Origin of the sequence: Rhizobium sp. BK650 (assembly GCF_014195325.1) — a bacterium.
In the GTDB taxonomy this organism is placed as follows: domain Bacteria; phylum Pseudomonadota; class Alphaproteobacteria; order Rhizobiales; family Rhizobiaceae; genus Rhizobium.
The window spans coordinates 159,551-174,644 of record NZ_JACIBK010000003.1 but is presented as its reverse complement, the minus strand read 5'-3'; the positions used below and the strand labels follow the sequence as shown (position 1 = coordinate 174,644).

Here is a 15,094-nt window from a genome sequence, read left to right as displayed (position 1 = left end):
CTCTCAATCCTATGTCAAGGCCAACACCTAATGATATTCTGTGGGACGGGTCGGATGCCCACTTCCGAGCTCTCACATTAGATATCGCAACGCCTTCTATGAAGGCGCAAAGCAATATTATCCTTCGAAAAGTAGGCTTTTCCGCAGAAGCGGCCGGCGAGCCCGCTGCAAACGTCGCCGCGAAAGATCCCCAGTGCAACGACGGAGACGAGTGACGCGCGACCCTCCCTCCAACCTCGCGGCTCTGAATCCCGCGCCCCCCCAAAACAGGTCTGGGGGCAGCGCCCGCGAACCCTCGGCGCCGCCCCCATCCCCTGGCAAGTGCAGAAGCCCCTCCCTGCACCTCGCCTGCGGACCCCTCAGTTCGGTTCGCGGATGGCGTCATCCAGCCCGCGCAGCAGCGGATAGAGGAAATACGAGATCACCGTGCGTTTTCCGACCTTGATTTCGGTCGACACAGTCATGCCCGGCAGCAGCCGAACCGGCACGTCCGAGGCGTTCAGCCTTGTATCCGCAAGCAGGATGCGAGCCTTGAAGAAGGGTGCGGCCGGCTGGCTGGGCGTGGCGGTTTGCTCCGGCTGCTGGCCGGTCATGAACGTGTCCTGGCTGATGGTGCGTACCTCGCCAGATGCGGTGCCGTATTTCTGGAAGGGATAGGCGTCGAGCTTGATGCGCGCCTCCTTGCCGACGGCGATGCGGCCGATGTCGCGGGTGTTGATCGACACTTCCGCTTCGAGCGGCACATTGATCGGCACCAGCGTGACGATCGGTTCGGCCTCGCGCACGACGGAGCCGATGGAGCGCTGGGCTAGATCGAGCACGACGGCATCGGCGGGTGCCGTCAGCGACACCATGTTGCGGCGCAGCTCCATCTTCTTCAGCTCTTCATCGGCCACGTCGCGCTGGCCGCGCAACTCCACCAGCTGTTCCATCGCGGCGCGGCGGAAATCCTCGATGAAGGCCTGGCGGTCTGCGCGCAGCTTTGAATAGGCATGTGCGGCCTCGTCACTCTTGCCGCGCACGGCGGTCAGGTCGGATTCGACCTCGAGGCGGGCGTCGCGCGAGCCGAGCATGGTGATCAGCGAGCCGCTCTGCTTGTCGTAGAGCCGCGTGCGCGCATCCTCGACCCGGCCGAGCGTATCGCGCCTTTCGGTCAGCACGGCCTCCTGGTTCTTGGCCGCGGCAAGGGCTGCCGACTGGCCGGCGATCTGCTGGTCGAAATTCTGCAGCTGCGCCGTGTAGAAGGCGTGCCGCTGGCCAAAGAGCTGCACCTGCAGCATCTCGTCAGGCGTGTTGCCGGCCATGACAGTGTAGTCGTTGCCGGCAAGCTCCGCCTCGATGCGCTTCACCTGGGCGTCGAGTGCGGAAAATTTCGCGTGCTGCTGGTCGACATCGGCCTGGCTGAAGGTGGCGTCGAGTGTTGCCAGCGTCTGGCCGGCATGCACCACCTCGCCGGCCTTCACGTCGATCGTGCGGATGATCGAGGTTTCGAGCGGCTGGACGACGATGGTCGGCTGCGTGGTCACGAGCTTGCCGGGCGCGATCACCACCTCGTCGATCTCGGAGACGGTGGCCCAGATGATGGTGGCGGCAAGCAGCGCCGTCACGCAATAGAGCGTCATGCGCGCAATGCGCGGCGGAGCGCGCTCTTCCAGCTCGACGGCGTCGGACTGGAATTCGGCGATGACAGGCGGCAGCGGCGGGCGCGCGACAAGCTGCCCGCTCCTTGCCTGCGGCGCCTTCTCCGAAGAGGCCTTGTCCGAAGGTTCGTTGTCTGCTGCAACGGGCAGGTTCTCGCCGGATTTTCTGACATGCGCGTTCATGCGACCTGCCTCATCTGTTGTGCCCAGAGATGGCGGTAGGTCATGCAGCGCGACACGAGCTGGTCGTGCCGGCCGATATCGGCGACCTTGCCGCGTTCGACGACGAGAATGGCATCGGCATCGACGAGTGTCGAAAGCCGGTGCGAGACGATGACGACGGTGCGCCCGGCGGCGATGCGGCTCAGGTTCTCGCGGATGATCGCCTCGCTGTCGGGGTCGAGCGCGCTGGTTGCCTCGTCGAAGATCAGAAGCTTCGGATCGGTGATCAGCGCGCGCGCGATGGCGAGCCGCTGCTTCTGGCCGCCGGAGAGATTGGCGGCGTTTTCTTCAAGCATCGTGTCGAAGCCGCGCGGCAGGCGCTCGATGAATTCTTCCGCGCCGGCGATGCGGGCGGCCTCCATGATCTCCTCGATGCTGGCATCGGGCTTGGCGGCTGCGATATTGTCGCGCACCGTGCCACGGAACAGGAAATTGTCCTGCAGCACGACGCCGATGCTGGTTCTGAGATGCACGAGGTCGATCTCGCGGCTGTCATAGCCGTCCATCCGCACCAGGCCTTCCTGGCTCTGGTAGAGCCCCTGGATCAGCCGGGTAATCGTCGTCTTGCCCGAGCCGCTCTTGCCGACGATGCCGAAGACGGAGCCGGCCGGAATGGCGAAGGAGACGTTGTCGAGTGCGGGTGCGGCATCCGGCGCATAGCGGAAGCTGACGCGGTCGAATTCGATACGGCCATGCAGATGTGGCCTGACCCCTCGCCCACGTCCGGCCTGTTCCGGCCGCTGGTTCATGATCTCGCCGAGCATGCGCACGGAAAGCGCCACTTCCTGATATTCGTGGACCATGGTGACGATCTGCACCAGCGGTCCCGATACGCGGCCGGCGAGCATGTTGAAGGCGACCAGCGCGCCGATCGTCATCGAGCCGGAGAAGACATCCAGCGCGCCGAGCCCGATGATCGCGACACTCATCAGCTTTTCGAGAAGCCCGGTCAGCGACTGGGCGATGGTGGAGATCTTCTCGACCCGGAAACGCACCGAGATCGACTGGGCCGAATAATCGTCCCACACCTTGCGCTGGCGCGGCTCCAGCGCCAGCGATTTGACGGTGCGCATGCCGTGCACGGTTTCGACAAGCAAAGCCTGCCGGTCGCCTTCGGCCTGGTAGAGCGCCTTGAGCCGCCGCTGGAACGGCCCGACGAGCAGCATGACGACGAGCCCGACAAGGGCTGCAAAGCCGAGCACGACGAGCGTCAGCTTGACGCTGTAGAGAAGCAGGATCGGCACGAAGACGAAGAGCGATACGCCGTCGAGCAGCGTCAGGAACAGCCGGCCGGTCAGAAACTCGCGGATACGCCCGGTCTGCTGCATATGCTTGACGAGAACGCCGGCAGAGGCCTGCTCGAAAAGCGAAATCGGCAGGTTGAGCAGATGGCCGAAGGTGCGGGTCGCGACGCGGATGTCGATCCTGTTGGTGGCATAGAGCAGCAGGTAGCGGCGCAGGAAGCTGAAGGTCGCGTCGAAGATCAGCGCCACGGCGATACCAACAGTCAGCACCGTCAGCGTCGCGTAGCTCTGATGCACCAGCACCTTGTCGATGACGAGCTGGAAGAACATCGGTGTTGTCAGCCCGAGGCCATAGAGCACGAAGGCTGCGAGCGCCACGTCGCGGAAGAAACTGCGCTGTTTGATGAATTCAGGAACGAACCAGCGGAAGCCGAAGGGCCGGTCCTCGTCTGCCATGCGATAGTTGCGCTTCAAGAGAACCACCGAGCCGAGCCAGGCCTTGGCGAACTGCTCCTCGTTCAGCATCATCACTTCCGGGCGGGCCGCCAGCGGGTCGAGAACGCGGATCCGCTCCTCCTCGCCCTCGCCGATGGCGCCCGCGATCACCACCCAGTTGCCGTTCGAAAGCTCGGCCAGCACCGGGAAGGCCTCGCGGAGCTGAAACAGGCCCCGCCAGTCGAGCGTCAGATGCTTGGCCCTGAGGCCGGCGTCCTTGGCCATGCGCAGCATCTGCCGCACGGCAACCGGATCGTTGCCGACGGCATAATCGTGCTGCAGGCGCTCAGGAGAAAGATCGACGCCGTGATGGCGCGCGACGAGCGCAAGACAGTGCAGGTTCGTATGCAGAAAACCACTCATGGCCCACCCGAAACAAAAGAGACCGAGGCTGTTGCTATCAGTTGAAGTTCGGCGAAGCGTTCGACCCGCCGGCCGTTGCCTGAATATCGGCAGCCGCGGCAGCCGACATGTCGCCGATGCGGCGGATCGCTCCTGCCTCGACCAGCCCGCCGAGCGCCTTCTGCATGAGATCGACAGCATTGGCGAAGGCATCGACCGGCATGATGATCCGCTGGCGGAAGACCGGCTTCGGATTGTTGTTGGCGTCACGGTCGGTCGCCGAGAGCGACATCAGGTCGATCCGCACGATCGTTCCCGTGATGGTGATCTCGCCGATGCCGTCTGCATAAAGTTCGCTGCTCATAACTCTCTCCTCTGGTTGATAAGCAAAACCGTATTCACCTTTGAGTCCGACGCATCGGATTATCCGAAAACCGCTTCACACTTTTCGGTCCGATGCGTGCATATCGTGCCGCCATGCCGGAAACGGGTCGCGAAGGCCGATGGCGGTCTGCGGATCGAAACCCGTCTCTTCCCCGACAAGGCAATCGTCGAGCGCTGCGCGGATCGCCTCTTCGTCGAAGCCGGAGCCGATGAAGACCAGCTCCTGGCGGCGGTCGCCCCAGATATCGTCCCAATGCCTGTCGATGAGCTCGCGGAATTGCGGAAATCGCGGCCATTGCGCCCGCGGCACCGAAGCCCACCAGTAGCCGCGGGTGCCGATGCGGCATTGCGTGCCGGCAATCGACAACAGGCCGATCTCGTCCGGCCGGGTCGCCAGCCAGAAATGCCCTTTCGCCCGGATGATGCCAGGCAAAGGCTGGTCGATGACGGCGCTCAGCCGTGCCGGATCGAAGGGCCGGCGGCTGCGGTAGACGAAGCTCGATATGCCGTATTCCTCGGTCTCCGGGCGATGCGCGCCCCAGCCGTAAAGCTCCTTGTGCCAGAAGGGATGGCGCGCGGCCTTCGCCTCGGAAAAGAGGCCGGTATCCATGATGTCAGACAGCGGTACCTGGCCGAAGACCGCCTCGATGACATGGGCATCCGGATTGAGCGCCATGACGACCCGGCGAACTTCCGAAAGCATCGCGGGCGGCACGTCGCCTGCCTTGTTGACGATGACGACATCGGCAAATTCGATCTGCTCGACGAGGAGTTCCACGAGCTTGCGCTCGTCGTCCCCGTCCCGCCTTTCGCCGCGCTCGGCAAGGAAATCCGCGCTCCGGTAATCGGCGAGAAGATTGACTGCGTCAACGACGCAGACCATCGTGTCGAGCCTTGCCACGTCGCAAAGGGCAGCCCCGCTCTCGTCGCGGAAGGAGAAAGTGGCTGCGACCGGCAGCGGCTCGGCAATGCCGGTGCCCTCGATCAGCAGGTAGTCGAAACGGCCGGCGGCCGAAAGCCGGCGCACCTCGCTCAGGAGATCGTCGCGCAGCGTGCAACAGATGCATCCGTTGGTGAGCTCTACCAGCGTCTCGTCCGTGCGCGAAAGGTCTGCACCCCCTTCGCGCACGAGATCCGCATCGATGTTGACCTCGCTCATATCGTTGACGATGACAGCAACCCGACGACCCTCCCGATTACTCAGGACATGATTGAGGACAGTCGTCTTGCCGGCGCCGAGGAACCCGGCGAGGACGGTAACCGGCAATCTGTTGTCTGCACGCGCCATCGATACTCTCACTCGTTACAATCGCTTGGCCTTACATCCTCGCGGCCTCTGGAGCGCCGTCTCCCCGTTCGGGCGCACGGCGCTCCAGCTTTCAGTCAATTCCAGCACCCCCCTGCACGCTTTTGCTGGAATTGCTTTAGGCCGCGAGCTGCGGTTTGAATGCCACGTCCACATAGTAGTTGCTGTTGTTGTAGCTGGCGGTCGGGAACAGCCCGCCAGCCCCATAGGCATAGACGCCGTTATTGCCTGATGGCGCCTTGAGATCGCCGTTCGTCACGTCGCTGGCAAAGTAATTGCCGGTCGCCGAATAATTGCCATTGGTCGAGTAGGAGACGACGTAGGTCGTATTCGCCTCGATCGCCACCTGCTGGGTCAGCTGCGCCGTCTGCCAGCCGCTCACCGTTTCATTGCTGAACGCGACGCTGCCGATGAGCGTGCCCGAAGCGGTCCAGAGATAACCGTTATGCGGGCCTGTATTGTCGGCACCCTTGTAGAAGCGGATGCCGGTGATCCAGCCCGACGTATCGGCCTGGAATTTCATGCCGAGATTGACCGGCTGGTTGTCGTTGGTCGCGACGACGGCGGGCGTCGCATCGGCGGCAAACAGGTGCTGCTCGGCTGCCGGGTCGTTGATATCTAGCGAAACCTGCGCCGATGCCGTGCCGCCCTGTCCGTCGGCAATGGAATAGCTGAAGCTTGCCGGGCCGGAATAGCCGGCGTCAGGCGTGAAGGTGACGGTCTTCGCCTGGCTGTCGAAGGAGACCGAGCCGTTGACCGCGCCGCTGACCCCGGTGATTGCGATGGGATCGCCATCGGCATCCGTGTCGTTGGCAAGGAGCACCGAGGCCTGGATGGTGATCGGCACACCCTTGTTCGTCGAGAACCCGCCGTCATTGGCCGCGACCGGAGCGACGTTCTGCTTTGCCTGATAGAGCACGTCGACCCAGTAATTGGTCGCATTGTAGGAAGCGGTCGGGAACAGGCTGCCAGAGCCGTAGGCATAGACGCCGTTGCCGCCGCTCGAAGCACTCGACGGCGCCGTCAGCCCGTTGCCCGTATGGTCTGATGTGAAATAGTTCGCCGTTGCCGAATAGAAGCCGTTGGAATGATAGCTTGCCACATAGGTCGCACCGGCCGAAACGGTGATCGGCTGGGCAAAAGTAACCGTCTGCCAGCCGCTTCCCGTTTCGGCGGTGAAGGTCGCCTGCGCCAGCAGCTGACCGCTGCTGCTCCAGAGCGAGCCGACATGCGTGCCGGTATCCTGCGCGCTCTTGTAATAGCGCAGGCCGGTGATCTCGCCGCGGGCGGACGCCACGAACTTGACGCCGAGCTCGACGGACGAATTGTCGGCGGCAGCACCCGCCGGTGTGTCGGAATCCGCAAACAGGCCGGAACCGGGCTGCGGCCCGACATTGAGGTTGACGGTGGCCGCCGCCGTGCCGCCATGCCCGTCGGAGACCGCATAGGAGAAGCTCGCCGCACCCGTATAACCCGTCGCCGGCGTGAAGGTGACGGTATTGGTCTGGCTGTTGAACGTTACCGTCCCGTTGACCGCTCCGTTGACTCCGGTGATCGAGAGCGGATCGCCGTCGGCATCGGTATCGTTCGCCAGCAGGCTAGCCGCGGCAATCGACAGCGCCGTGTTGGCATAGGTCGTAAAGCCGTTGTCGTTGGCCGCGACCGGGGCCGTATTCGATGTCGACTGGTTATAGACGACATCGACCCAGTAATTGGTCGACTGGTAGCTCGATGTCGGGAAGGCCGTGCCGCCCACTGCATAGACGCCATTTGCGCCTGATGGTGCTGTCAGCGAGCCGTTCGTATGGGCTGACGTAAAGTAGTTTGCCGTCGCCACATAGCTGCCGGTCGTGTGGTAGGAGGCGATATAGGTTGCGCCGCCCGTGATCTGCAGCGGGCTTGAGAAGGTCGCCGTCTGCCAGCCGGAAAGCGACTCGTTGGTGAAGCTGACGGTGGCGACCAGCGTGCCATCGGCCCTCCAGAGCGAGCCGGTATGGACACCGGTATCGCCGGCAGCCTTGTAGAAGCGGATGGCTGAAATCGTGCCGTTGGCCGAAGCGACGAATTTCATGCCGAGTTCCATCGGCGTATTGTCATTGAAGCCGGCGCCCGCCGGCCCTTCGCTCGATGTAAACACCGTCTCGCCGGCAGCGCCCTGTTGGACCGTGAGGCCGACATTGCCCTGCGCCGTGCCGCCGCGGCCGTCCGACAGCGTATAGGTGAAGCTTGCCGGGCCGGTATAGCTGGCACTGGGCTTGAAGATCACGGTTCCCGACTGCTTGTCGAGCGTGACGGTGCCATGCAGCGCATTGCCGACGCCGGTAATGGTCAGCGCATCGCCGTTCGCATCGGTATCGTTTGCCAGAAGCGTGGCAAAGGAGAGCACGAGCGTTCCGTCGTGGGCAATCGTAAAGCCGCTGTCGTTCCCTGCGATCGGCGCCGTGTTGGGCCCGGCGTCGAAGACCACGTCCACCCAGTAATTGGTGCCGCCGGGGTTCTGGCCGGGAAATGTGGCGGGCGTGGTGCCATAGGCGAAGACGCCGCCGCCATCGACGGCCTTCAGCTGGCCGCTGGCATAGGGCTCGTTGAAGTAGTTCTTGCTGAGCGAGTAGTAGCCGTTGCTGTGATAGGAGGCCACATAGGTCGTGCCGGCCTGGATCTGGATCGGGCTGGAGAACATCACCGTCTGCCAGCCGGAAAGCGATTCATCGGTGGCCACGCCGGTCGCCAGCAGCGTCCCGTCGCTCGCCCAGAGGCTGACGACATGTTGGCCGATATTGTAGAAGCCCTTGTAGAAGCGGATGCCCTCCACCGAGCCTGCGCTCGTCGCCTGGAAGCGCAGGCCGAGCTCGACGGAATCGCGGTCGATCGCCACCTCGGTCGCGGGCTTTTCGGCGAGCGTCCACAGGCCCTGCGTGCCGGGCAGCGTGACGGTGACCTGCTTGCCGGCCGAAGGCGTCTCCAGATTGACGCTGTCGTCGACGGCGCGCGACATGATCGTGTAGGTGCCGCTTGCCTGGACGACCCAGTTATAGCTCCAGTTCTCGCGGCCGGTGGCCTTGAACCAATGTTCGCCGCCATCGGTGGAAACTTCCACGCCGGCAATGATGCCGCCGCCGAAATCCTGCGCCGTGCCCGTGATCGTCACGTGCTGGCCTTCGAGGAAGGAGGCGCCGACGATGGGCGTCGATATCGACGAGGTCGGCTTCAGCGTATCGGTCGATTGCGTGGCGAGGATCAGGCTCGCATCGAGCGTCGTCGGCTGGATGCCCATGTCCGCGAACATGTTGACCATTGCCTGCTGCACGTTGCGATCGGTTGGCGTTGCCGGCCCCTGATGCTGGGCGTTCAGCCCCCAGGACCAGAAGACGGTGCCGGCGCCGAAGACGAGCGCGCCGCTCGCCGCCCGGTACATGGTCAGGCTGTGGGTCGCCACCGCATCGCCGATCGTCGAGCCGTAATCGCGCAGATAGGTGTTGACGGCGACCGACGACAGCGACAGGTCGATCAGTCCGGCCGGACGGAAGCCGTTTTCGACATCGGAATCCCATTCATAGCCGAGAAGGTTCTGCGTCAGATTGTAGGTTTCGCCTTCATTCAGCTGAGCCACATCGGTATTGCGCCAGAAGCGCAGGTTCGAATAGTCGTAGGGAATGGAGATCGTGTCCTGGCGGTAGCTGTCCACCTGAAACATCGTGCCCGTCAGCGAATTTTCCGGCTCCTGCCCCGGATCGGCATAACGCGGATCGCGCCAGGTGCCGGTGCCGACACCGCTCGGGTCCGTGCTCGTGCCGTAGGTCTCCTTGTAGCAGACCATGGTGCGGTAGGCCTGACCGCTGCCGTCGATGCTGCTTTGCCAGCGGACCTTCCAGTAAACCTCGTTGCCGCTCCAGAAGGCGAGGTTGACGCCGGCATCGCGCGCGGCCTCGACATTGCTGCGCTGCTCGGCCGACCAGTATTCGTCATGCCCGACCGACAGGAAGGCCTGATGGTTGAGCAAGAGATTGCCGCTGCGCGTCGCATCGACGCCGGAGATATAGGAAACGTCGTAGCCGTTCTGCTCCAGCCACTGGATGGCCGAATGCTCGACGCCGAAGATGAAATCGTGCGAGCCGCCGACCGGGCTCGTCGTCGTGATGATCGGCCGGTTATAGCTGATCGCCGAGGCGCGGCCGATCGCCTGCAGGCCGCAGCTGCAGTTCGGCGGCAGGTAGCCGATCATGGCGGCGGGATCGACGGGAACGTCGCCGTAATAGAGGCTCGCCCCGCCCCAGGCATTATAGGCCTGCCACGTCGTGTCCGAGGTCTGGAAGACGATATTGCTGTGCGAGGAGTCGTCGCGCACGACGAAGGGGATGATGCTGGCATCCTCGGTGCCGTCCTCGCGCACCAGCTTGGCGAAATAGACGCCGGAGACGGCGTCGGCCGGGATCTGCCAGCTTGCCGAAACCGACCAGTTGCCGCAGTCGATGAGGCCGAGCGACATGTCGACGATCGGATGCGGTTGGACCTGCGCCGTGGTCAGCGACTTCTCGATCGAGTCGACCTTGCGGGCGCCTGCCCCGCCGTAATAGCCCATGCGGTAGATATCGATACGGTAATGGGTGGAATCCGTGGCGATCTTGAAATCGACCGTCTGGCCGACATTGGTGCTGATCTCGGTGGCAAAGCCCTGGATGGTGCCTTTGCCATCGTCCTCCATGCCCCACTCGCTGATCGGATTGCCCGTCTTCAGGTTCTCGAGCGCGATCTTGTTGAGAACGGGCGGTGTCACAGGCGGTGTCACAGGCAGCGTCGTTCCGAGCGTCGCCGTGGCAAGCGGCGCGGAAGCGCTGAGATTAGGCGTGAGCGAGATCGAGGCGATCGAGGTCTGGAGCGTAAGCGGCGTCGTGCCGGCAGTCGTGGATGGGCCGAGCGGGGCCACGGTCTGGGTGCCGGTACTGGTTTCTCCCCCTGTGCTCGTCAGCGTCGGCGCGGGAGGCAGCGTCGCGGCCTCCTGATACGGATCGGGGCCAAGCACGGTGCGCTGCAAGGTCGTGGTCGTCGTCTGCAGCGGCGAGGTTATCGACGCCGTCGTGGAAGTGTCCTGACCGCCGCCATCGGGCGCCGGTATCGCCGTCGACGGTGCGGTGGGCGATTGCCCGCCCACCGACGCCCCAGTCCCCGAAAGCCCAGCCCCCGAAAGCCCACCCCCCGAAAGCAGAGAAACAGACGCTGTGCCCGCGTCGGTCAAGGATGACGGCGGGGCTGCACTGTCCAGGCTGGCAAAGCTCTGGGAACCGCCGAGGCCCGAAGAGGAGACGAAAGCGGCGGTTCCAATGACTGCGCTCCATGTAGAAGGAGCAGGACTGACACTCAGAATTCCACCAACACTACTGAGATACTCGTTATCAGTGACTCGAATTCTCCGCATCAGCGGCGCCCCCTTACGCAACTTCGGCTCTTTTTGGCCGTTATTACAAGACCTTCATCATTGCACCTTTTGCGAGAGAACGGACGACAGCAATCAGGGGTACGCGGGTGGTGCCCCCTTACGCCAATATGATGATGCACCCGCTCAGGCGGCCTTTCGTGCATGCGCCTGGGGGCGCGCCGAAACCCTACCCGTCAACGACTTCGCTGATCTGCACGATAGGCGCGATGTCCGTATAGTTGGCGATGTCGGCGACGATCTCCGCACGGTGGGGATCGAACGCCTTCTGGAACATCTCCAGGGTCGGCGAGTAGACGTGGCACGCCGCGACGAACTGCGGCGCGCTTCCAGGTTCGAGACCCGCAAGGCCCTTGTCGATGTCGTAGCGCAGACAGGCATCGCCGAGCCGTTCCCTGAGCAGCGGCATATGGCGGGTGCGGTAGTACTCGTGATCGAACTTCGAACCGCGATCGGCCGGATAGTAGACGCTCAACTTGATCATGATCGGGCTCCTGCCTGAACGCCGCTCCTAATGTCCGACGGGCCTTTCTGAACGGGAAACCGCGCGGCGAAGACGTCCTTGGCCGCAAACAGCCCGTTGAGCGCAGCGGGAAAGCCGGCATAAACCGCCATCTGAATGATGATCTCGGTGATTTCGTCCCGGGTCAGTCCGACATTCAGCCCCGCCTCGATATGGACTTTCAGTTGCGGCGTCGCGGTTCCCATCGCCGTCAGCGCCGCGATGGTCGCGATCTCGCGGGAGCGGAGATCGAGGCCGGGGCGGCTGTAAATGTCGCCAAACGGGAACTCGAACACGTAGTTTGCGAAATCGGGGGCAATGTCGGCCAGGGCCGCAATGACATTGCGGCCGGCTTCGCCGTCGATTTCAGCGAGCGCCCGCTTGCCGCGTTCCAGCCGGCTTTCGCCGCTGTTCGGGGCGCCCGTCTTCGGGGCGCTGGCGTTCGGGGATTGATACGTCATAGTCCTTCATCCTCTGTTCCTTGCCGGCATATCCGGCAATCTTGGTGTCGAGGACGAGAAGGCAGGCTTGCAGTTTGGCCACATGCGCGCGGACACGCTCACGGTGCTGTTCAAGCAACACGCCGCGCTCCGCTTCCGTGTCGGCGCCGCGCTCCCGCAAGGCCGCGTAACGCAGCATTTCCCGAATAGGCATCCCGGTCGTCTTGAGACGGTCGAGAAACTCTATCCAGGTCAGGATCGATGCGTCGTAGTCACGTTGGCCCGATCGGTCCCTGTCGGCATGCGGAAGCAGCCCAATCCGCTCATAGTAACGGATCGTGTGGGCAGACAGTCCCGAACGCTTCGCCAGCTCGCCAATCTTCATCAACGCCTTCTTTCGTCACGACGCAGGGAAAGCTACTTGTTAGAGCGCGCTCTAAGTCAAGAGGCGTTTTTCGCTTTGTCGTCTGACGGAATATTACCGCAGGGCGCGCCCTGCCCCACGGGGCCGCGGCAGATGCGACGCCGCAGGCTTCCGCGTTGCGGTCACTGGCTGCTCTGGCTGGTTGCTGGCGCGCCCCGCGGAGTCTTGGTCACGACGCCGGGGGTGAAGAAAGTCAGATAAGCAAGCGCAAGAATGACAGCGATGACGATGAGCGTCAGCACATGCCTGACCATGCCCTTGCCGGGCTCATGTTCGGTGTCGTTCATGGCGATCCAACAAGCCGGAAACGAGAAGGTTCCGACATATTCGGCTCGGTCGCGAGATTGGCGGCGGCGGACCGGACGCGGCGCAAAGCCTGGGCGAGCTTGGCTTATCGACGAATACCGGATCTATCTCCACCCTGTCGTGCCCGGCCGCGGCTACCGGCCTTACTCAGCAGCAATCACCCTGCCCGTCAGCGCAAAACGCCGGAGCGACAGGACAGGCTTTTCGATAAAATGCCAGGAGAGTGCCGCAACGCAAAGAACGACAGTAACCGTTACCGCCGTCAGCATGACGACGCCGGGGATCGTGCCGACGAAGACCGACGGCGCCAAGAAGATCGAAAGCTGGATGAACGGCACGTGGTAGAGATAGACGCCGTAGGAATAATCGCCGCGCTCGAGAATTTTCGGCAGCGGCAGGCGCGACAGGCCGGCATAGACCGTGATGTAGGTGAGAGCGGGGATCAGGATCAGCCGGTTTGCGACGCTTCCGCCCGCGGTCACGTCCAGCAGCAACGCGCTGTCAAGCACAATGGCGATGCAGATATAGAAGAGCCCCCTGCGCATCGGGATCCGGTCCCTGAGCTGATAGGCGAGCACACCGCACAGGAAGGCCGTGATCAGCTTGGCACCGCGGGTGACGAACAGTGTGTGAAGGCCGGTGATCTCGCCCGGCCTAACAGGTATAAGATGCTCGATCACAAGGCCCGCGATGAAGAATCCCGCCAGCAGCAGCAAGGTCGCCGCCGCCCGCTGCACCGCGCCTGTTATCATCATGAACGCCATGACGATGTAACAGTTGATCTCCCAGGGAATGGTCCAGAGCGCGCCGTTGACCTCCGGAATGGGGTTGCGGGTGAAGACACCGGGCAGCTGCAGATGCACCAGGCCAATGGTGTTCATGAAATAGGCCAGGAAACCCGTATTCGTGAAATATTCGCCCGGGGATAGCGTAGTGACGGCCGGGCCGATGATGAGGGCGCAGATCAGGATATCGACCGCGAGGGCAGGAACGATGCGCAGCGAGCGATTGAGCAGGAAATTTGCAAGGTCGAGCCGCTGGGCGCTGGCGGTGATCAGGAAGCCGCTGAGCGCAAAGAACATGGGCACTAGGCTGTATTCGAAAAACCACAGAACCGGCCCATGCGCGACTGCGTAGTAACCGTCAGCGCAAAGAACATGATAGAAAACGATGGTCAACGCGAGCCCAAGGCGCAGGAAATTAAAACCCGGGCCAAGGCCCTGATGGCTCGCCAGCACCTCTCCAAAGCTCTTCACAGCCCCTCCGGAAAACCGACCCTTACGCCTCGTGCCTGCCGCGTGAAAGCAACCACCGCGAACAAAGCGCATTTCCGGAACAGCCTATGCTGTAATTTTTCAACGAAAGGTTATCGGAGCATGCTTAGAAATACAGCTTGTGCTATATTGTTCACCAGGCTGCCGAACTTGTTGGGGGCGTGCAATCACCTATTGTCGGTCAGCATACACCTCTGCCTTCAGGCCGAAGATCACCCTGCCGTGTCCTCGTCGATACGATCGCCGATTCCGGCTGCTCGATCGGTCCGACGGGGGAGATGCATGTATCGCCGGAGCTGATCCCATCCGCGCAGCCGGCGGCGCAATTCGACGGCATCTGCCGGACATGCCTTAGATATCGGCCATCCTGAGCTCGATCAGTTCACGCGCCAGCTCATAGGTTCCGTCCTCGTCTTCGCCCGAGGCTTCGTCGATCAGCTCGGCAGCGGAGCGATAGACTTCCCGCTCCTCGTCAGGGGAAAGCAGGCCTTTATTGCCGAGCACGGAGATAAGCGAGTTCAGAACGGCGGCGGCCGACAGTGTTATTGCCTCGGAGGTGAGACGCGTGGATTCTGGAGACATGTTTATTCCTCGATCGGTAGAAGAACGCCTGAACAATACGTCGAACCTTGCAACAAGTTCCAAGTCGAGGCCCGACGGGAAGAACAGGTTTATCTTAGCGCGACAATAAAGACTGTACCACCCCCGATGATTGCAGGAAATGTGCCGAACTCGCGGACAGATTTCGTCTGAAAGATGCCAATATTTTAGCCGCTCGATAGCTGCGTTTATTTACGTGCAATCTTTGCCTGCGCAGGAATGGCACAGTAGCGCGAAGATCTGTCTTCCGAAGGAGTGCGTTATCGGGATGCTGGATCGAGCTGTCTTCCATTTTCGCTTGGAACCCGGTGGGCAGCCTCTACCTCCGAAATGGTTTCGTTGAAGCGGGACGACCTGATCGAGAAAGCGCCCCATTTGCGGCCATCATCTGAACGAGATGACAATCTCCGCCGGCAAGACGCCGAGCGACAGGGAGATCGATTTCGAAGCCACGGCTTGGAACAGGATCACCCGCTCTCTTGTC

General features: G+C 62.6%; 11 protein-coding genes. All 11 read right to left on the bottom strand.

Features of this window, described 5'->3' with window-relative positions; translation table 11 throughout:
* Window positions 1–359 precede the first annotated feature (359 nt).
* On the bottom strand, window positions 360–1,823 hold the full coding sequence (locus FHX15_RS09040) for an HlyD family type I secretion periplasmic adaptor subunit (protein WP_184395772.1): 1,464 nt from the start codon (window positions 1,821–1,823) through the stop codon (window positions 360–362).
* Complete coding sequence (locus FHX15_RS09035; protein WP_184395768.1) at window positions 1,820–3,964, bottom strand: peptidase domain-containing ABC transporter; 2,145 nt, start codon at window positions 3,962–3,964, stop codon at window positions 1,820–1,822. The genes FHX15_RS09040 and FHX15_RS09035 overlap by 4 nt, the downstream gene beginning before the upstream one ends.
* 37 nt (window positions 3,965–4,001) lie before the next feature.
* A complete protein-coding gene (locus FHX15_RS09030) occupies window positions 4,002–4,307 on the bottom strand; it encodes a hypothetical protein (RefSeq protein WP_184395765.1) in 306 nt (101 codons plus the stop codon).
* Between the two features lie 75 nt (window positions 4,308–4,382).
* Window positions 4,383–5,615 carry a GTP-binding protein gene (locus FHX15_RS09025; protein WP_184395763.1) on the bottom strand — a complete coding sequence of 411 codons (1,233 nt, stop codon included), beginning with the start codon at window positions 5,613–5,615 and terminating at the stop codon, window positions 4,383–4,385.
* A 136-nt stretch (window positions 5,616–5,751) separates the two neighbouring features.
* Window positions 5,752–11,046, bottom strand: coding sequence for a DUF4082 domain-containing protein (locus FHX15_RS09020; RefSeq protein WP_184395760.1), 5,295 nt, complete (start codon window positions 11,044–11,046; stop codon window positions 5,752–5,754).
* 187 nt (window positions 11,047–11,233) lie between these two features.
* On the bottom strand, window positions 11,234–11,548 hold the full coding sequence (locus tag FHX15_RS09015; RefSeq protein ID WP_184395757.1) for an EthD family reductase: 315 nt from the start codon (window positions 11,546–11,548) through the stop codon (window positions 11,234–11,236).
* A complete protein-coding gene (locus tag FHX15_RS09010; RefSeq protein WP_184395755.1) occupies window positions 11,545–12,027 on the bottom strand; it encodes a carboxymuconolactone decarboxylase family protein in 483 nt (160 codons plus the stop codon). The genes FHX15_RS09015 and FHX15_RS09010 overlap by 4 nt, the downstream gene beginning before the upstream one ends.
* Complete coding sequence (locus FHX15_RS09005) at window positions 11,933–12,391, bottom strand: MerR family transcriptional regulator (protein WP_184395752.1); 459 nt, start codon at window positions 12,389–12,391, stop codon at window positions 11,933–11,935. Before FHX15_RS09005 ends, FHX15_RS09010 begins: the two co-directional genes overlap by 95 nt.
* Before the next feature lie 161 nt (window positions 12,392–12,552).
* Window positions 12,553–12,717 (bottom strand): hypothetical protein, encoded by a 165-nt coding sequence (locus FHX15_RS09000; protein ID WP_184395749.1) that lies wholly within the window; start codon window positions 12,715–12,717, stop codon window positions 12,553–12,555.
* A 162-nt stretch (window positions 12,718–12,879) separates the two neighbouring features.
* Window positions 12,880–13,992: an acyltransferase gene (locus FHX15_RS08995; protein WP_184395746.1), complete on the bottom strand. Its 1,113-nt coding sequence runs from the start codon at window positions 13,990–13,992 to the stop codon at window positions 12,880–12,882.
* A gap of 369 nt (window positions 13,993–14,361) precedes the next feature.
* Complete coding sequence (locus tag FHX15_RS08990; protein ID WP_184395743.1) at window positions 14,362–14,592, bottom strand: hypothetical protein; 231 nt, start codon at window positions 14,590–14,592, stop codon at window positions 14,362–14,364.
* Window positions 14,593–15,094 lie beyond the last annotated feature (502 nt).